Genomic DNA, 19,588 nt, shown 5'->3' on the forward strand with positions numbered 1-19,588 from the left:
TCTTGTCCCCCCCTTAATAAGGGGGGTTAGGGGGGATCTGGCAGTTCGTGACAAACAAGAGAGACGGTTGGTTTAACGTTAAGTTGTCACGGCTTGGGTAGAGCCTGGGAACGCATATCCAGAGGCTAGGCCTCGCTGTAGAATTGTCACAATATAAAACTTAGGAGAAAGAATGAAAAGGACTAAATTGAGACTGAAAAAAGTAAAGTTATTTCTGCTATCGCTTTGCTTTTTTACTGTTTCACTTGGCACGTTTAATTTGTTACCTTCCTTTGCGGCGGCACCCAAACACTACGACGAATTAACATTTCCCCCGCTGGCAGAAATTAAACTGCCTAAATACACTCGCTTCGAGCTGAAAAATGGTATCCGGGTGTATCTGATGGAAGACCGGGAACTCCCGTTAGTCGGGGGAACGGCGCTATTTCGCACGGGCGAGCGTTTTGAACCTGCCGATAAAATCGGGCTGGGAGGTTTGACGGGAGAAGTGATGCGAACTGGCGGTACTAGCCGGCATACGGCTGATGAATTAAATCAGTTGCTAGAACAGCGAGCAGCGTCGGTAGAAACTGGGATTGATGTTACTTCTGGCAGCGCTAATTTTAGTGCTTTAGCTGAAGATGTGGAACCCGTGTTTGACTTATTTGCGGAAGTGATTCGGGAGCCAATATTTGCTCAGGAAAAGTTAGATTTAGCGAAGAACCAAACTCAAGGTGCGATCGCCCGCCGCAATGACGATCCTAACGATATTACCGGCCGCGAGTTTGAAAAGTTAATTTATGGATCTCGCAGTCCTTACGCGCGCACAGTAGAATACAAAACCCTCGCCAATATTTCCCGCGACGATGTGGTGAGTTTCTACCAGAAATATTTCCACCCCAAGAATATGATTTTGGGTATTTCTGGTGACTTTGATACAGCTAAAATGCGATCGCTCATCGAGCAAAAATTCGGCAATTGGCAACCGAGTCAGAGTGCAGAAGTGCCTGCGTTACCAACGGTATCGCCAGCAAATGGCGGCGGCATATTTTTGGTAAATCAGCCGCAGTTAAGTCAAAGTTACGTGCAAATGGGACATTTGGGCGGAATGCTCAGCAGTCCAGATTACGGTACTTTGGACGTGATGAACGGGGTTCTCAACGGTTTCGGTGGCCGTTTGTTTAATAACGTGCGATCGCGCCAAGGCTTAGCTTATTCAGTATACGCGGCTTGGAGTCCGAGATATGACTATCCGGGGGTGTTTGTCGCTGGAGGCCAAACGCGATCGGACGCCACAGTACCATTTATCCAGGCGATTCGCGCCGAGATCGATCGTATCCGCACCGAACCAATTACCCAGGAAGAATTAGCTTTTGCTAAAGATTCCGCCCTGAATTCTTTCATTTTCAAATTTGAAAATCCCAGTCAAACTTTGTCGCGATTAATGCGCTACGAATACTACGGCTATCCCGAAGATTTCATTTTTCGCTACCGCCGCAGCATCGAAGCAGCAACAATTGCCGACGTGCAGCGCGTAGCCAAGACTTACTTGAAACCGGAGAATTTGGTAACATTAGTAGTGGGAAATACGGCAGCAATTCAACCGCCGTTATCGAGTTTGGGAACTTCGGTCAAAGTGCAATCTGTTGATATCACAATTCCCTCGGCGACTTAATCGGTAACAAAGGCTTGCATTCCTCTGTTTTCAGGTAGGGGCGCGGGCATTCGCCCATTGGTGTCAACTTCAGCCTAAAACCCTTGATAAATATCGCTTTTAGCTGAGTCTAGATCCCCCTAAATCCCCCTTAAGAAGGGGGACTTTGAGAATATTCTTGTCCCCCCCTTATTAAGGGGGGCTAGGGGGGATCGAGGCTTAATCGTCCGACAGTAGACTGATACTACGTTTGACGTTAAGTTGACACCAACGGGCTCTTGGAGTGTCCCTACGTTTTGCTAAAAATCAATGCTCAAAGGTGCTCTCGGAAAAGGAATCACATCCCGAATATTCCCCATTCCCGTCATAAACTGCACTAACCGCTCAAATCCCAAACCAAACCCAGCGTGAGGCACAGTACCGTAGCGGCGCAAATCCAAATACCACCACAATTCCTCCTTATTCATACCCTGGGCTTCCATGCGCCGCTCCAATACATCCAGCCTTTCTTCCCGCTGCGAACCGCCGATAATTTCCCCAATATTAGGAGCCAAAACATCCATTGCTCGCACCGTTTTTTCGTCATCGTTTAAACGCATATAAAATGCTTTAATCCCGACGGGATAATCGCTGACTATTGTCGGCTTTTTAAACAAGTCCTCAGCCAAATAACGCTCGTGTTCCGACTGCAAATCCAAGCCCCAACTTACCGGAAAATCAAACTTTTTGTCGGCTTTTTCCAAAAGTGCGATCGCCTCCGTATAAGTAATCCGCTCGAACTGATTGTTAATGATATTTTCAGCAGTAGCCAAAACCGTTTTGTCAATGCGCTCGTTGAAAAACTCCATATCTTCCGGGCACTGCTCCAAAACGTATTTAAAAATGTACTTTAAAAACGCCTCAGCCAGATCCATATTTCCCTGCAGATCGCAGAAAGCCATCTCCGGTTCAATCATCCAAAACTCAGCCAAATGTCGCGAAGTATTAGAATTTTCCGCTCGGAAAGTCGGCCCGAAAGTGTAAACATTTCCAAAAGCCAGCGCCATAACTTCCGCTTCCAACTGGCCGCTAACTGTTAAATAGGCGCGCTTTCCAAAAAAGTCTTTAGCATAATCAACCTCTTGCGAATCAGTGCGCGGCACATTCTTTAAATCAAAGTTGGTAACGGCGAACATTTCCCCCGCACCTTCGCAGTCGCTAGCAGCAATAATCGGAGTGTGAACCCACAAAAAACCGCGTTCTTGAAAAAATTGGTGTACCGCCGCCGAACAAGCATTGCGGACTCGAAAGACAGCACCGTGGGTGTTTGTGCGCGGTCGCAAATGCGCGATTGTCCGCAAAAATTCAAAGGAGTGGCGCTTTTTTTGCAGCGGATAAGTTTGCGGGTCTGCATCGCCGTAAACTTGTACTTGTGAGGCTTTCAACTCAATTCGCTGTCCCTTCGCCGGAGATGCTACCAGCACTCCCGACACTTCTAAAGATGCACCTGTATTCAGTTGTTTCAGTACATTTTCAAAGTCTGGCAAATCGGAATTTATGACTACTTGCAAGTTAGCCATCGCCGAACCATCGTTGACTTCCACAAAGGCAAATTCTTTCAATTCGCGTTTGGTACGAACCCAACCTTGAACAGTTACAGTTTCGTCGGGTTCACCTGCGCGCAAAATTGCTGCAATTCGTTGATTTGTCATCTCCCCTCCTGTTTATTTAATATTTATTTTGCACCATCTTTATCTCTTTTCTCTTCCTCTGCGCCCTCTGCGCCCTCTGCGGTAAATAAAAAAATCAAAAATCCCAACATTGTTCAACCTGCATAGGATTTCAAAATCCAACCGATCAAAATACCGAGTCCCCCAAAGCGAACTGCTTGCCAAAAAGGTTGTTTTATGCTTCCCCAAGAAAACAGGCTGCTTTCTAAATTCAACTCGATAGTTTCCAATTCTTGCTCAATTTCCCGCAATTCTTTTTTGAGTTGCGGCAATGGATTTGGGCGTCCCGACTGGCGGATTTCTTCGCGCCGATGGCCGAGTTCGACTTGGCGCTGTCGATCGACCTGAATTTGAGTGTACCGTTCTTTGACTGCCGCGAGCGATCGCTCTACTGCTGCGAGCGCTTGAACAAACTCGCTTTCTTGCTCTTCCGGATTTAACTCTGACGGCTGTTGAGGCATTTCGATCTGCAAACCTGACAATAATAATAAAAAAAACCGATTTCCAATTAAGTTGTTATTATATGCAGTATATTTTCTAAATTAACGAACTCTAGCCAAATAGACATAAGTATAGCAACTTGAGCGGCATTTAAAACGTTTTTAATTGCTGAAACCATTGATTTTATCGCATTTTCCTTCTTCCTTCTTCCTTCTTCCCTCTTCCTTACCACCTATGCTTGAAACTACACAAACAACCCAAACTGTCAACCTCAACGAGCTGAGCACGGTAGAACTAGCCCAAGCTCTAGCCGCGCGCCTCGCCATCCACGAAAAAGATTGGCACCGCCTCAAAGCCAACCGTTCCGCGCGGGCCTGCGAGCAAGCTGCGGCCGCTTTGGTCTTTTTGCTCAAAAAACAGCCCGAAGAAGCTCTCCCGCGCTTAAACCAAGCAGCAGGATGGCTGGATCGATCGATATCGGCTCCTCCCTGTCCCACCCACGGCAAATAATTAGATTGCTTCGTTCTTCGTAACGCTTGGGGGTGTTGAGTTTTGGCTTGAGTAGTCGCTCAAAACTTAGACAATCGCGCCGCTCGATCGAGCAGCGCGATTGTGAGTTCAAAAGATTTATACTTTTTTAACTCAAAACTCAGATTTTGCATTATGATCAGCTATCAATAGCCAGAACGTTCAAATTCTCACTGCAAACTTCAGCCCGAGAACGAAAAATTTTCCCGGTTTAGCTGAGGTTAAAACTGCTGCCAAATAGCAGTTCTAGCGCAAGCGAGGCAGCCGGTAGCGACTGGAAAGTTCTTTGCACAGCCGTAACTCTGTACCTTGAGCATTCCACTCTACCCGATCGAATATTTGGTAAAGAATAAACAACCCCCTACCACATTCCTGTTCCACATGAGGTAGTCCAGAGTCATCTGCAACGTCCTCTGCTAGGAGACTGTCGCAATCATCGGTATAAAGGTTACAACTGCAAGGGGCATTAAAGCCAGAACCTTCATCCGATATCACCCACCAATATTGGTTTTGGACGATCGAAAAACGGACTCCAACAGTTTTACCGGGGTCTAATTTGTTTCCATGCTTAGCAGCATTTACCAAAGCTTCTTGAAGCCCCAACCGCAATTCTGCTTGCCAGTAATCTGGCACCTCTGCTAGGAGCAGATCCAAAATAGGACAAAGGTATAGAGTAGAAGCGAAGCTAATCGTAATCCAATTGCGTCCGACGGGACGGGGTGAAATAGCAATCACTCAGAAAACTCCCTAACTTTCAGGTGGATAAAGTTCACACCCTGCATAGTTGGCTCCCTAGTATTCAAAATGCTAATTAATTGAGCGGCGCAGCTCTACTTCTATATTAGAGTATCAAAGCAATTAAGAACAGCAAACAACGTCACAAAATATTCAGCGATTCTGAGAAACTTCTGCAGAGAACCATCAGTAATTTTACTTATAACTTCTCCCAGCCACGAAATTTTTGATTTCAGCTTTTGCCAACTCGTAACGCTTAGGTTCGCTGCATCCCCCAAGCCGTCAACACCTTTTGAACAAACGATCCCCACCTGGAAAAGCTCGGAAATAACTATAAAAAAGTCGATCCCTTGACCCTCACCAATCAGGTTCGACCCTCGCCGCCAAGCTTTGCACCCATCGCCCCAGAGCTATCTCTTACCGCCACACAGCACAATCATCATACCTAGGTATGTTGCAGCCAAAACCCGATTTATTTTCCCAAATGCGATCGGGCAAAACATCTCCCATTGCTGCGACCCTCACAAAATCAATATTCGTTACAAAACTTATTAATCCTGAGTGCGTAAGATCGCCAGATCCCAACTCGCTCACATAGACGAATCCTTTGCTAGCGGAGCCCCGGCGCGGATGCCAAACTTTATAAATCTGAGCGTCGCGATACAATAGTTAAAGTAAATAATTATTTCTTTACATCATGCAAACAACCCCAGCCATCACCACAGCCCCCATAGCCGGCACTTACTGGCAGTGGCGGGGGCATTCAGTATACTACGTTCGATCGAGCGATCGGCATCCAGAACGCCCTCCCCTGCTGTTAATTCACGGTTTTGGAGCCTCCACAGACCACTGGCGCAAAAATATCAGCGGGCTGAGCAAAGACTTTGAGGTGTGGGCGATCGACTTGATCGGATTCGGGCGATCGGCAAAACCCGAATTGCAGTATAGCGGCGACCTCTGGCGCGACCAACTCCACGACTTTATCACCAACATCATCGGCCGGCCCGCCGTACTAGCCGGCAACTCCCTCGGAGGCTACGCCGCCTTGTGTGTAGCCGCCCAGCGCCCCGAATCAGCAGCCGGACTCATATTAATCAACAGCGCCGGCCCCTTCAGCGAACCGCAGCCCGCACCCGAAGCCCCGCCCTTGCAAAAAGCCATATCTGCAGTAGCTAAAACCTTATTTCAGCAAGATTGGGCAAGTTTTCTGCTGTTCCAGTACGTGCGCCAGCGATCGACAATTCGGAAAACCCTAGAAAAAGTATATCTCGACCAAAGCGCCGTTACAGACCAATTAGTAGAAGAAATATACCTTCCCTCCTGCGATCCCGGTGCCCCCAAAGTATTCGCTTCCGTATTCCGAACACCCCAAGGCGAAAAAATTGACGTATTACTTAGTCAATTAACCTGCCCGTTGCTAATGCTGTGGGGAGAAGGCGATCCGTGGATGAATTCCACAGAAAGAAGCGCTAAATTTCGCAAACACTATCCGCAGTTAACAGAACACTTTATCAAAGCTGGTCACTGTCCGCACGACGAAGTACCAGAACAGATAAACGAACTGATTCGGGCATGGATAATTGACCAATAGTCGATCGGCACATAAATAATTTTCCCCCGGCCATCTCCTCCCTCGGAGAGGGGGAAAATTATCCGATTTGGGGTAAAAATCTATGTATTGTGCCAACACAAACGCGGTTAATTTCTCTCACATATTCTGAGGAGACGGAAACAATGACCCGCAAAAAGACTCGCCGCAATTTTATATTGAGCAGTATAGCTGTTGCCAGCAGCATTGCAGGTGCTAAGGCGATCGAACAGCAGGATCGGGAAATCGCAGCCGCACCCACTAACAAGGCGGCCGCCACAGTAAAAATGCCAGAACGAGTGTTAGGCAACACCGGGGTGAAAGTGCCGATTTTCGGTTTGGGGGGGGCCGGACAAACACCGCTGTCGCAGCCGGGAAGAGAAGCAGAAGCAGCGGTGCAAATTGAACGCGCGATCGAACTAGGCATTCGCTATTTTGACACGGCGGCCGAGTACGGGCCCAGCGAAGAAAACTTAGGCAAAGTTTTGCCACCATATCGATCGCGCCTATTCCTAGCCACAAAAACCTCTGCCAGAGACAGAGATGGCGCGTGGAGAGACTTAGAGCGATCGCTCAAAAGATTGAAAACCGATCGGCTAGACTTGTGGCAACTCCACCACGTCTCATTCCAAGCCGAATTAGACCAAATTTTCAGTGCCAAAGGAGCAATAAAGGCGATCGAAGAAGCCAAACAGCAAAAAATAATTCGTTTTTCCGGCATCACCGGACACCACGAACCTGCCATCATTGCCGCCGGCTTGGAGCGCTATCCTTTCGACACAACATTAATCTCCCTAAACGCCGCCGAAAAACATCACCCGCGTTCCTTTGTTACCAGCGCTTTACCAGTAGCCAAAGCAAAAAACATCGGCGTCATAGCCATGAAAATACCAGCTTACGGCAAATTATTTCAGAACGGTGTTTTAGATGGAATGCACCAAGCAATGGGCTACACGCTTTCACTTCCGGGCGTACACTGCTGCGTCATCGCCGCCGACTCAGTAAAGCAATTAGAAGAAAACTTCAAAGTCGCCCAAGCATTCAAACCCCTGAACACAACAGAAATGGCAGCACTTGAAAAACGCACCGCCGCCGCTTGGCAAGAAAATACATTTTTCAGACAGTGGACTTAAAATACCAACTCCAAAATCCCTTTTTTCCTGTGTGTTCGTTGTGGTGTATTTGTTGTGGCGCGGGCGTCCTGCCGGTGAATCATCTTATGTGCGATCCTCTTCGAGGGCTTCGCTAACGAACGACTGCAATCAAATTGTTTTGTAGTGAGAACGTGACTCCTCATAAAACTAATAGAACTCAAGTCCTCACTACAAACCTACAACGTTTATGTTAGCGAACTTTCTTTGATCGGCGGTGAAAATATAGCAACCGCCAAGCCGGTTAGGACATTTTAAATTGCTGAAACCATGGCGATTCTTGCATCTTCCTTTTTCCGACTTCCCTCGGACTTCTGCTATACCTCAAATAAAAAACAAGGCGACCTGGTTGGGTCGCCTTGTTTTTTATCATAAAATAGGCCCTTTGTCAACAGCAAAAAGCTACTTTTTTTTCCGTTTAGCCTTATCTAACCGCCTGCGATCGCGCCACTCAACAGAAGTCAAATAAGCGACCCCGCCAGTCACCGTCACCAGCAGTACAAAGGCCACTAAAACTAGAATATTAGCAATCGAAAATTCCACAACCCCTCTTCCTCTGATTTTACATTTTCTACTTTCGATTTTAGATGAAAAATGTTAACAATTAACAGTTGAATGTTGACGGCTAACTGTTAATTGTTAACACTCGATTCAAACTGCTGGCAAATCTTCCAAAATTGTAAACCTCACATGATTAATTGCCAGAGTTCCCACGGAAACATCCTCCTTGTTCAAAGGAAGACCGCCGCTCGTGAGACGTTGAAACCGAATTCCCTTGCCAATTTCTACGTGATACCAAGCCAAGCCCATAAAAAATCGCAAAGGATAAGGGCCTCTGTCTTGAATATCATCAGGATTAGATTCCATCGGCACCCAGCCAAAACCCGGAATGTAAAATTCCAGCCAAACGTGATTGAAATCCGGCTCCAGCGACACACCTTTTCTGTCAGCAAAAGCCGGACACTTGTAGCGCCCGATCGTGCGGCAAGCAATCCCGTTCAACCTTGCCAAAGCCAGCAACAACCCCACGTACTCGCCACAAGAACCAATGCCGCGGCGTAATACAATATCGGGAGTGTCAATGTGAGGCCTAATCCCGTAAGAAAGTTGGTCGTAAACAAAATTGCGAATGCTCAGTAACTGCCTCAGAATATTAGTTTCTGAGCCAATGGCAGCCACAGCAGCCGATCGCACAATCTCCGTATCCATAGCCAAATTGTCATTATCCACCAAATACTTAGCGGCAAACTCCGGCGACAGCTTCGGAACCTTTTCGACATCCCGAGGCGACAACTGATACTTAATCGATCGAACTTCTAACAAAGCCTTCCAGCCAAAAATTCGGCGTTCCCCAGGGTGCAGCCGATCGAACTTAAACACCGCCACCCGTTCCCCTTCCTGAATTTCCTCAGTAAAAGGCATTCCGATAGGCGTAACGCTCCTTACCTTTTGCCGGTGAGTTTCCGAAGGCAAAGCAATCCGCCACTCCAAATTTTCGATTTCTACCTCATCAAGAGGAGACAGTTCCTCCACATAAGACATTTCCATCAAAAAACCATTTGACAGAGCGTAGCGGTCAGCTTCATTGTAGTAGAAAGACAAAGGCTGAATAAAAGTGCGATCGCGCTTCGTCAACTGAAAAGGATCTTCCGAATTCGGGTCGTCCCGGATGTAAAGTTCATCCCCGGCATAAGCCACGTACAGAACCTCCTCTCCGGTCTCGGAATCTTTGTGAAAAGCCAAACCAGAAGGCAACTCAAAGGGAGTCAAAACACTAAATTTAATCTCCCCAGTTCCCCGTTCCAAACAGTAAACAGTTTGCTCAGTCTTGTCGCAAACCCAAAGTTCCTCATCCCGGACGGTGATATTTTCTACCCCAATACCGGGAGCGTAAAACCGAGTAATTTCCCGACCCGTTTTCAGGTCAAAAACCAGAATAGAACCCAATCTCTGGCAAGTGACATAAAGCGTAGATTTCCAAACAGCAATCCCGTCAGCAGGATAAGAAAGCGAAACAAAATGTTCCGGTTTGAGTTCAGCGATCGCCCCGTCCCGAATTGCGCCCCGACAGCAACAAATATCCTCATCCCGCGCAAACCAGAGAGTATCTTCCGAAATAGCCAGCCCGGTTGCGCCCGCAAACTTAGCCGTTTGATAAGGATTCAAAACAGTAGTGTTGTCACTTTCTCTATCGATCTCCAATAGCAGCCCTTCGGCGCGATCGACAGCGAACAACCTATTTCCTAAAAAAGCAATGCCGTGCAGTGCCAAGACTCCGATGGGTCTTACCATCCGCAGCCCCGAAGGCTGTTTGTCCGAGAGAACAGGTGAATCGAGATTCATGCTAAATTTCTTGCCGGTATTGTACAGAAAACCTGATATGTAACTTGTAGCCGATCGCTTGAGGTTCACCAGCAAAATTGCCGAGTTTCCTGATATTCAGGATTGACGCATCAACCGGGTGTTTTTACGAAAAGACGCGTTGTAGCCTCTTGCTAGAGTTAAAAGAACCCGAATATTAGTCTTTGTCAAAGTTGGGTTTAACAAGCTCAACCCAACCTGCTGCCGTGAATGAAAGTAAGTATAACTACTAAGCTACCACTGACAAACGCAACACAGAATTATATGTTGATCAGAGCGACCCAAATAATCGTATCTGCCTGAAGATATAAATTAAGTACAACGGATTACTATATCCGTCAAAACCTTGGATAGAATAAAACCGTGCGATAAAGTTCCTAGGTTCATCAAAAGGCAGGTTCGTCATGGCTTTGAAGTCTGCTCTAAATATCGGTGCTCTTTCCTTAATTCTGTCTTTAGAGGCAGTTGCCGCCGGTAGTTTTTTAATACCAGCAGAGGCTCTCAACAGCCGCGCAAACATTGTCCCGCGCCCCTCACGGCCGCAGCTACCCCTCAACTGGCAAACAGTTCAACCCCCTGAATCCAGCGGAAGCAGACCAAACATTCAGCCAACGGGTTCCACGTGGAATAGCTTTCAACCGCCGGAGGACGGAGTACCGGGAAGGCGTGAAGGGGGAGGAACCCGCGGCTTAGAATGCCCCACGGCCACAACTGCATTAACTGCGTTGATTCCCCAATCAACTATGGGGCAAACCATATCAGCAAAGCCAACATTTTTCTACTACCTTCCCGTACCCCTCGACAAAACAGTTCAGTTTGAGTTAGCAGACCAAAGAGACAAAACAGTATACAAAAAAAGTTTTCGCATGGTAACTAGCCGTGCAGGTATCGTTAGCGTCAGCCTCGGCTCCGACGACAACTCGCCAGCCCTGGAAGTTGGCAAAAACTATCAATGGTACTTTACTATCAAATGCAACCCAAAAAATACAACAGATGATGTTCTCGTTTCCGGGTGGATCAACCGCACCGCACTCGCCCCAACCGTGAAAACAGAGTTGGAGCGATCGCCCGATGATCGCACCAAGCTCAGTATCTTCGCCCAACAACGTCTCTGGTACGAGTACCTGGCAACTCTAGCTCAATTGCGTATCGAGTCTCCCAGTGATGCCAATTTAGCGATCAAGTGGTCAGCACTGTTGAACTCAGTCGAACTCGGCAAAATATCCCAAGAACCCTTAGTCGCAAGTGAGTTAACGCCTATCACAAGAAAATAATTCAGCACCAGTTTCAAAAAAGAATGCAACGGTAGGCAAGCCCCAAACGGTGATAGCCATCAGTCAGTCGATTTTAGATTTTAGATTTTAAATTTTAGATTTTAGATTTACTTGCTGCATTGAATCTGGGAGCAAGAACAGGAGTCTAAAATTTTAGGATCTACACTGATGAGCGTTCGGGATACAGTACCCGTTATTGGGCGAGTCCTTGCCAAATCTCAAATCTCAAATGGTATGACTGGTGCAGCAAGTACGAAAAACTCGGTTTCGAGCGCCGTATTTGGCAGCACCACAGATGATTTTTGCCTGTTCCGGGTTGTTTGGTCGATCGTCCTAAATAAATTAAAATTTGTGTACCGATCGGCAGTTCGGACTTCTGCCATCTTGAAAGGCGGACTGTGGAGATTTTGATGGTCAAATTTCGCCTAATACTAAATGATAAACTGGCATAGTCAAGCAGCCGACAAACTTATTTTAGAGAAATTATTAATTATGCGCCCGAATGCAAATATTGCACTATTTCGGTTGGGAATTTCACTTTTAACTGGGTTCCCGATGGCTTGCTTTTATGCCAATAAAGCTATATCCCAAACAAAGGATATTTCTCAGTTGCCCATCGCCGCTGACAACTCCGCAGATAGGGGCAATCAAGTATTAGCACTGCAAAAACTGGAAATCAAGCAGGATGAAACAGGAACCAACTTAAATCAGTTTCCCGATTCGATCGACACCAACCCTGAACCAAAAACAAAATCGAACCCCGCCGAGAACAGCCAAGAGGCCTGTTCCACAATCGATGGAACTGCTTGTGGTGCGGGCATCTTGCCCGAACAAACAAATCTGGTTGACAACGATCCCCAATGTCAGAACCAGCTACATTGCAATCATGTTTTAGCCCAGAACCAACCCTCGCTGCCTCCAAACCTGCCACCGCCGCCGACGGAACAAGATCCAAATCGCGATCGATTTCTGCAACCGGCCCCGCAGCCTTCCCCAGAACCTCCCCAAGTACCGCCCACAGTAGCGCCGGCGTCCCCGTCGCCAGTTCCCCCAACGCTGCCGAATACACCTATTGAGGTGCAGAAAATTCAAGTAGTTGGCAGCACAATTTTAAGCCAAGACGAAATTAATGCCTTAGTCAACCCGTTAGAGGGCCGTTCTGCCACCCTAGAACAGCTCAAACAAATCGCCGACAAAATTACCGAAATTTACCTCAATCGTGGCTACATCACTTCGAGAGCAGTCTTGCCACCCCAAACTATCACCGCAGGGGTAGTCCAAATTCAAGTGATTGAAGGCCAGCTAGCCAGAATTGAGGTAGAAGGAACTAAAAGATTGAATCCAAGTTACATCCGCAGCCGGATTCGACTCGGTGCCGGAATGCCTTTAAGCACAGCTTCATTAGAAGACCAACTCCGGCTGCTGCGAGTCGATCCTTTATTTGACAATGTAGAAGCCAGTCTGCGGGCTGGGGATAAGGAAGGCGAGAGCATTCTGATCGTCCGAGTCTCGGAAGCTAATCCGTTTCAACCTACTTTCAGCATTGATAATTACTCGCCTCCCAGTGTCGGTTCCGAAAGATTGGGGGTTAGTTTGCGGCACCGCAATATAACAGGAAATGGCGACGAACTGGCAGGGGCTTATTATCGATCGCTGGGGGATTCAGATGTGTTTGATTTCAGCTATCGCGTGCCGCTAAATGCGATGAACGGCACTTTGCAATTGAGGGCGGCGCCGAACCGCAACAGTATCGTACAAGAACCTTTTGACGCTTTTGACATTTCAGGAAAATCGCATTTATTTGAAGTTAGTTACCGCCAGCCGCTGCGGAGAACGCCGATCGAAGAATTTGCCTTATCTGCCGGTTTTACTTATCAGACAGGTAGAACTTTTGTGGGCGGCGAACCGACTCCTTTTGGCATCGGCCCGGACTCCAATGGTGTCACCACTACGAGCGCAATTAAGCTGGGACAGGACTACATTCGGCGCGACCCGCAGGGTGCTTGGGCCGTGCGATCGCAATTTACGATCGGCACTAGCTTGTTTGATGCTACTCAAAACGAAGGTTCAGATCCCGACGGACAATTTTTTAGTTGGCTGGGTCAAGTGCAGCGAGTACAGCGATTGAATGACAAACATTTATTAATTTTGCAGGCAGACTTACAGTTGTCAGCTAATAGTTTGTTGCCTTCACAGCAATTTGTAATTGGCGGCGGGCAATCTTTGCGCGGCTACCGCCAAAATGTCCGTTCTGGGGATAACGGCTTCAGAGTTTCGATCGAGGATCGGATTACTTTGCAGCGCGATGCTTCGGGAAATCCCAAACTTCAATTGGCTCCTTTTTTGGATGCCGGTATGGTGTTGAACGTTGCGAACAATCCTAATAAATTAACCAATGAGACATTTTTAGCAGGTGTGGGTTTGGGGGTAATCTGGGAACCGATACAGCGGGTGAACTTGCGCGTAGATTACGCTTTCCCATTGGTGAGAATTAGCGATAAAGGCGATAATCTGCAAGATAAGGGCATTTACTTCAATATAATTTATACACCCTAAAGGGACTTACTGATATCTGGCAGCATTGTCAGCAACAGGCTGTCCGGCCTGTTCCACAAAATATAAATTTTCTTGTGGAACAGGCCGGACAGCCTGTTCCTAAAAGGCTAATTGAGAATGGTGCAGCATATGAGGACTTAGGCGCTCGCGGTGTCCTGACTGGGGGTAATATTAATTCCCACGCTACCGGAGTTGGTATTACACCCAGGTAGCTGTCCCTTGAGAAAAATCAGCTCGCTTTACAAACGACAGTCAGCCAGTCAAAAGATAATAACATCGACGAGCCAACGCCGCGCCGCCGATTCAAGTTACTGCCCTTAACGTCTTTTCCTCATCTTTGACGCAGCCAATGACAGACAAAGATTATGAAAAATGATAGAGTTTGTCCTTAACATAAATATTTTTTTCTGACAACTAACGCCCAGCCCATCTTAATTTTAATGACCTCAGTAAAAAATGAGCCAACGGTAAGGAGATTTGCCTATCCAAAAAGCAACTATAGCTTTTGACTTTTACGGATTCGCTAGAGAAAGGTTCAGTTGACCCCCCTCTCCCAATTCTTAACTCTTCCAACAAACAATTATGCTGCCAGATAAATACCGAAAAGTGCATCGCTGTCTCCCTCTGGTGATGGGAGTGGTATTCGCTACTACCTACAGCATCCCGATCAGCGGCCAACCCAGGATTCCCACGCCATCCCAATCACCGGCGACAGAAAACCCAGGCGCATCAGAAACGCAGCAACCCGTGCAAGCATTTGGCGGACAAGTCGCCATGTTTATGGGGCATGAAAATTCAATCCACAGTGCAGTATTTAGTCCGGATGGTCGGCACATATTGACTGCTAGTAGCGATAGAACCGCCCGCTTGTGGGATAGCAAGGGTAATCTCTTGGCTGTGTTGCGTGGGCATAAAGATGGGGTCACAAGTGCAGTATTTAGCTCGGATGGTCAGCAAATCTTGACTGCTAGTGGGGATCACACCGCCCGGTTGTGGGATAGCAAAGGTAATCTCCTGGCTGTGTTGCGGGGGCATGAGGGGAGGGTCAGAAGTGCAGTATTTAGCTCGGATGGTCAGCAAATCTTGACTGCCAGTGAGGATAAAACCGCCCGGTTGTGGGATAGCAAAGGTAATCTCCTGACTGTGTTACGGGGGCATAAAGATGGGGTCACAAGTGCAGCATTTAGCCCCGATGGTCGGCAAATCTTGACGGGCAGTCGCGATGATAGCGCTCGGTTGTGGGATCGCAAAGGTAATCTTCTGACTGTGTTGGGGGGGGGGGAGGTGAGATCGCAGGTAAGGCCGCACCTGGAGAATCTAGCGGCGGGATCGCAAGTGCAGAATTTAGCCCTGATAGTATGCACATCCTGACTACTTGGTTTAAGACTGCAGCCCCCGTGTTGTGGGATAGCAAGGGTAATCGCCTGACTTCGTTGGAGTCCCATGTGACTTTGAGGATGACTAATGCAAAATTTAGCCCGGATGGTAGGCACATCTTGACTAGCGGAAGCGTCGCCGGGTTATGGGATCGCCAAGGTAATTTCCTGGCTGTGTTGGGGGACGATTCCGCCATGAGGGCAAAATTTAGCCCCGATGGTGGGCAAATCTTGGCTGCCAGTGGGGATAACACTGTCTGGTTGTGGGATATCAAAGGTAGTCTCCTAGCTGTGTTGCGGGGGCAGGAGGAGTTGCTCTCGATCCCCGGAGCAGAATTTAGCCCCGATGGTCGGCAAATCTTGACGGCCAGTAGTAACACCGCCCGGTTATGGGATGTATCAGATGCGATCGCTGCCCAATCCGCGCAAATGACTGCTCTGAAAACCTTGCACGAAGGAGTCGCTCAGAATAACGCTCAAGTGGCTGTGTTGGGGGACGACAATGTTTCCGCCCAATCCGAACAAATGACTGCTCTGCAAAGCTTTCAGGGAGGCGTGTCTAAGAATAACGCTCAAGTGGCTGTGTTGGGGGACGACAATGTTTCCGCCTACAATGCAAAATTTAGCCCGGATGGTCAGCAAATCTTGGCTTTCAGTAATGATCGGACCGCCCAATTATGGGATCGCAAAGGTAATCTCCTGGCTGTGTTGCGGGAGCATGAGGAAGAGGTCAGCAGTGCAGAATTTAGCCCCGATGGTCGGTACATCTTGACGGACAGTAGTAACACCGCCCGGTTGTGGGATAGTCAGGGTAATCTCCTAGCTGTGTTGCGGGCGCATGAGGATTCGCTCCGAATTGAATCATCATTACCCTTCGATGTTCAGCAAACGATGACTTTCAGTAATGATGATAAAACCGCTCGGTTATGGGATGGCCAAGGTAATCTCCTGGCTGTGTTGGGAGGGCATGAGGGTTTGGTCAGAATTGCAAAATTTAGCCCGGATGGTCAGCAAATCCTGACAATCGGTAGTGATAGAGATAAAACCGCTCGGTTATGGGATCGCCAAGGTAATCTCCTGGCTGTGTTGCGGGGGCATGAGAGTAATGTCATCAGTGCAGTATTTAGCTCGGATGGTCGGCACATCTTGACTACCAGCTATAATGAGGGTGCAGAGGTTGGTCTGTTATGGGATCGCCAAGGTAATCTCCTAGCTGTGTTGGGCGGGCATGAGGATGGGTTCACAGCAAAATTTAGCCCAGATGGTCGCCACATCTTGATGATCACGCATAATAAAGTCGATCCGCTCCGGTTATTAGATCGCCAAGGTAATCTCGTGGCAGAATTCTGGGCAGATAATTTGGTCAACAGTTGGGTCGAGAGTGCAGCATTTAGCCCGGATGGTCGGCAAATCCTGACGACTGCCATTAATGATAAAACCGCCCGATTATGGGATCTCCAAGGTAATCTCTTGGCTGTGTTGCAGGGGCATAAGGATTCGGTCACCAGCGCAGTATTTAGCCCCGATGGTCAGCAAATCCTGACTGCCAGTGCGGATCACACCGCCCGGTTATGGGATCGCCAAGGTAATTTGCTGGCAGTGTTCTGGGGGCATGAGAAAGAGGTCAAGAGTGCAGAATTTAGCCCGGATGGTAGGCAAATTCTCACTTCTAGTAAGGATAGCACTGCTCGTCTATGGGATATTTCCGCAGGAATAAAAGTTTCTGCTGCTGAAGTAGCATTTATCAAAGGAAATCAACTTTCTACTCAAGGAACCATCGAATCTAGACAACTCGCACTTCAAAAGTTAGAAGAAGCCCTCGCACTCTATCGCGTGGATCGAAACTACGTCCAAGCGGCACTCACTCTTTTATCAATGGGTAAAATTTACGCCAATTTCGGACAATTTCAATCTGCCCTAGACTCGTACAATCAAGGGTTGCGCTTATCACAACAAGGGGGTGCTAAAGCAGAAGAAGCCGCCATCCTCAACAGTGTCGGTCAACTCTACACCGATTTAGCTGACGAGAAAACTTCCCTAGATTACTATAACCAAGCGTTGCGCTTGTTTTATCACTTAAATGACCCTGGGGCAGTAGCTACCACCCTTAACAACATTGGTGATATTCGCGCTGCGGCAGGAAACTGGAAAAATGCCCTAGACTCCTACAACAAAGCCCTGGTAATCTCCAGACCCGCAGGTAATTTAGCAGCAGAAGCTACTGCCTTAACTGGCATTGGTAGCACCTACATCGCTTCAAAAGAATGGTCAACGGCCCTAAATGCCTACAACCAAGCCCTGAACATCTCCCGAAACTTAAACGACAAAGTAAAAGAAACCACAATCCTCAACCAAATGGGGAAAGTACAAGCTGCTTTAGGGCAGAATTCTACCGCCCTTGAAAACTATAACCAAGCTTTATCTCTATCCCAACAACTCGGTTACAAAACAGAAGAAGCGCACATCCTCTACAATCTTGCCATCTTAAACCGCAAACAAAATAACCTCGCCGCCGCCAAAACACCAATCGAAACCGCCATTAATATTATTGAAAACCTCCGCACTCAAATCGCTAGCCAAGAACTGCGCCAGTCTTACTTTGCCCGCAACCAAGATTATTACCAGTTTTACATCGATTTGTTGATGCAACTGCACCAGAAAAATCCAGATCAAGGTTACGACGCACAAGCCTTTCATGCTAGCGAACGTGCTCGCGCCCGCAGTCTGCTTGAACTCCTCAGCGAAGCGAGCGCAAATATTCGCCAAGGAGTTGACCCGCAACTGCTAGCACAAGAACAAAATTTGCAACAACAACTCAGTGATTTTCAGACTCGCAAATACCAAATTGTCAGCGCTCAATCTCCCCAAGAAGCTGTGAAGGAAATTCAACAAAAAATCGATACAGTTCTCAAGGAACTCGCTCAAACAGAAGCTAAAATTCGCGCCAGCAGTCCTCGTTACGCTGCTTTAAAATATCCCGAACCTCTCAACCTGCAACAAATTCAACAACAGGTAATCGATGACAATACGCTACTTTTAGAATATTCTTTGGGTGAGGAACGCAGTTATTTGTGGGCGGTGACGAAAACTTCTTTCACCAGTTACGAACTTCCTTCTCGCACCGAGATTGAAGCCACGGCTAAGAATTTCCGCGATACTTTAACCAAAGAGACCACGAGAACCTCTCCTCAAATGGTTGCCGAATCGGCTGCACTTATAAGCCAAATGATCCTCGCTCCAGTTGCTTCTGAGTTGGGCAACAAGCGCTTGCTAATTGTTGCGGATGGAGCCTTGCAATACATCCCTTTTGGCGCACTCTCTCTGGAAAAATCTGAAGCGCCGCTAATAGTTAAGCATGAAATTGTTAATCTGCCTTCTGCTTCAACTTTAGCAATTCTGCGGCGGGATATGGCGACTCGTCAACCGGCTCCAAAGACGATCGCCTTGTTTGCCGATCCAGTTTTTAGCACTGACGATGAACGGCTCAAAGGCACGAGTACATCGCCGGTAACGAGGAATCAAACTGTTGAAAATCTGCCCTTGGAAGCGCAACAATTACAGAGATCTGCATCAGAGGCTGAAATTTATTGGACTCGCTTACCTTTCTCGCGAACTGAAGCTGAGCAAATTCTGGCTTTGGTTCCCGATGATTTGGAAAAACAAGCGTTTGACTTTACTGCTAATCGTACCACGGCAACCAATCCCGATTTATCTCAATATCGCATTGTTCATTTCGCTACGCACGGATTTGCTAATAGCAAACATCCAGAATTATCGGGATTGGTACTTTCTTTGGTTGATGAGAAAGGCACTTTACAAAATGGCTACTTGCGACTGAATGATATTTTCAATCTCAATTTACCGGCAGAATTGGTGGTGCTGAGCGCGTGTCAGACGGGTTTGGGAAAAGAAATTAAAGGAGAAGGGTTGGTGGGTTTGACGAGGGGGTTTATGTATGCGGGGGCGCCGCGTGTGGTGGTTTCTCTTTGGAGTGTTGACGATCAAGTAACTTCTGAGCTGATGACACGATTTTACAAAAAAATGCTCCAAGATAAATTGCCGCCTGCTGCGGCACTGCGATCGGCGCAAATCGAAGTGCTACAGCTTCCAAAATGGCAATCTCCTTATTATTGGGCTGCTTTTGGGCTGCAAGGAGAATGGAATTGAGTGCGCCACTGACGATCGGCAGAAGGGGAAAAAGTGGGGGAGTCCGATATGAAGAAAATATTTTCTTCT

At 47.5% G+C, this 19,588-nt stretch carries 14 protein-coding genes; 9 read left to right on the top strand and 5 right to left on the bottom strand.

From position 1 onward, the window contains the following. Positions 1-172: 172 nt before the first annotated feature. A complete protein-coding gene (locus QUA47_RS10490; protein WP_333430697.1) occupies positions 173-1,654 on the top strand; it encodes a pitrilysin family protein in 1,482 nt (493 codons plus the stop codon). A 278-nt stretch (positions 1,655-1,932) separates the two neighbouring features. Here QUA47_RS10490 and asnS read toward each other — a convergent pair whose 3' ends face one another. Together asnS and QUA47_RS10500 are read right to left on the bottom strand one after the other, a co-directional pair. Then, the gene (gene asnS, locus QUA47_RS10495; protein WP_333287421.1) at positions 1,933-3,324 is read right to left on the bottom strand and encodes an asparagine--tRNA ligase; all 1,392 of its coding nucleotides are present in this window, start codon (positions 3,322-3,324) and stop codon (positions 1,933-1,935) included. Positions 3,325-3,437: 113 nt separating this feature from the next. After that, positions 3,438-3,803 carry a DUF2203 domain-containing protein gene (locus QUA47_RS10500; protein ID WP_333213981.1) on the bottom strand — a complete coding sequence of 122 codons (366 nt, stop codon included), beginning with the start codon at positions 3,801-3,803 and terminating at the stop codon, positions 3,438-3,440. Positions 3,804-4,017: 214 nt separating this feature from the next. Between QUA47_RS10500 and QUA47_RS10505 the strand changes: the two genes are divergently transcribed. Further along, a complete protein-coding gene (locus QUA47_RS10505) occupies positions 4,018-4,293 on the top strand; it encodes a DUF6439 family protein (RefSeq protein ID WP_006631172.1) in 276 nt (91 codons plus the stop codon). Positions 4,294-4,557: 264 nt separating this feature from the next. Here QUA47_RS10505 and QUA47_RS10510 read toward each other — a convergent pair whose 3' ends face one another. Next, positions 4,558-5,046 carry an anti-sigma regulatory factor gene (locus tag QUA47_RS10510; protein ID WP_333430698.1) on the bottom strand — a complete coding sequence of 163 codons (489 nt, stop codon included), beginning with the start codon at positions 5,044-5,046 and terminating at the stop codon, positions 4,558-4,560. Positions 5,047-5,743: 697 nt separating this feature from the next. Between QUA47_RS10510 and QUA47_RS10515 the strand changes: the two genes are divergently transcribed. Continuing rightward, entirely contained in the window at positions 5,744-6,637 is an 894-nt protein-coding gene (locus tag QUA47_RS10515; protein WP_333185461.1) for an alpha/beta fold hydrolase, read from the top strand. A gap of 143 nt (positions 6,638-6,780) precedes the next feature. Next, positions 6,781-7,767 carry an aldo/keto reductase gene (locus tag QUA47_RS10520; RefSeq protein WP_333430699.1) on the top strand — a complete coding sequence of 329 codons (987 nt, stop codon included), beginning with the start codon at positions 6,781-6,783 and terminating at the stop codon, positions 7,765-7,767. 420 nt (positions 7,768-8,187) lie between these two features. Here QUA47_RS10520 and QUA47_RS10525 read toward each other — a convergent pair whose 3' ends face one another. After that, positions 8,188-8,328 carry a hypothetical protein gene (locus tag QUA47_RS10525; protein ID WP_190660773.1) on the bottom strand — a complete coding sequence of 47 codons (141 nt, stop codon included), beginning with the start codon at positions 8,326-8,328 and terminating at the stop codon, positions 8,188-8,190. 108 nt (positions 8,329-8,436) lie between these two features. Beyond that, entirely contained in the window at positions 8,437-10,128 is a 1,692-nt protein-coding gene (locus QUA47_RS10530; protein ID WP_333213987.1) for a transglutaminase domain-containing protein, read from the bottom strand. Positions 10,129-10,550: 422 nt separating this feature from the next. Between QUA47_RS10530 and QUA47_RS10535 the strand changes: the two genes are divergently transcribed. From QUA47_RS10535 to QUA47_RS10555, 5 genes are all read left to right on the top strand, one after another. Then, positions 10,551-11,420 (top strand): DUF928 domain-containing protein, encoded by an 870-nt coding sequence (locus tag QUA47_RS10535; RefSeq protein WP_333430700.1) that lies wholly within the window; start codon positions 10,551-10,553, stop codon positions 11,418-11,420. A gap of 168 nt (positions 11,421-11,588) precedes the next feature. Beyond that, positions 11,589-11,831 (top strand): hypothetical protein, encoded by a 243-nt coding sequence (locus tag QUA47_RS10540; protein WP_333430701.1) that lies wholly within the window; start codon positions 11,589-11,591, stop codon positions 11,829-11,831. A gap of 24 nt (positions 11,832-11,855) precedes the next feature. Next, positions 11,856-13,976, top strand: coding sequence for a ShlB/FhaC/HecB family hemolysin secretion/activation protein (locus QUA47_RS10545; RefSeq protein ID WP_333430702.1), 2,121 nt, complete (start codon positions 11,856-11,858; stop codon positions 13,974-13,976). A 582-nt stretch (positions 13,977-14,558) separates the two neighbouring features. Continuing rightward, positions 14,559-15,347, top strand: coding sequence for a WD40 repeat domain-containing protein (locus QUA47_RS10550; protein WP_333430703.1), 789 nt, complete (start codon positions 14,559-14,561; stop codon positions 15,345-15,347). Between the two features lie 86 nt (positions 15,348-15,433). Next, a complete protein-coding gene (locus QUA47_RS10555) occupies positions 15,434-19,519 on the top strand; it encodes a CHAT domain-containing protein (protein ID WP_333430704.1) in 4,086 nt (1,361 codons plus the stop codon). Positions 19,520-19,588: the final 69 nt, after the last annotated feature.

Origin of the sequence: Microcoleus sp. MON2_D5 (assembly GCF_036701905.1) — a bacterium.
Classification (GTDB): Bacteria; Cyanobacteriota; Cyanobacteriia; order Cyanobacteriales; family Microcoleaceae; genus Microcoleus.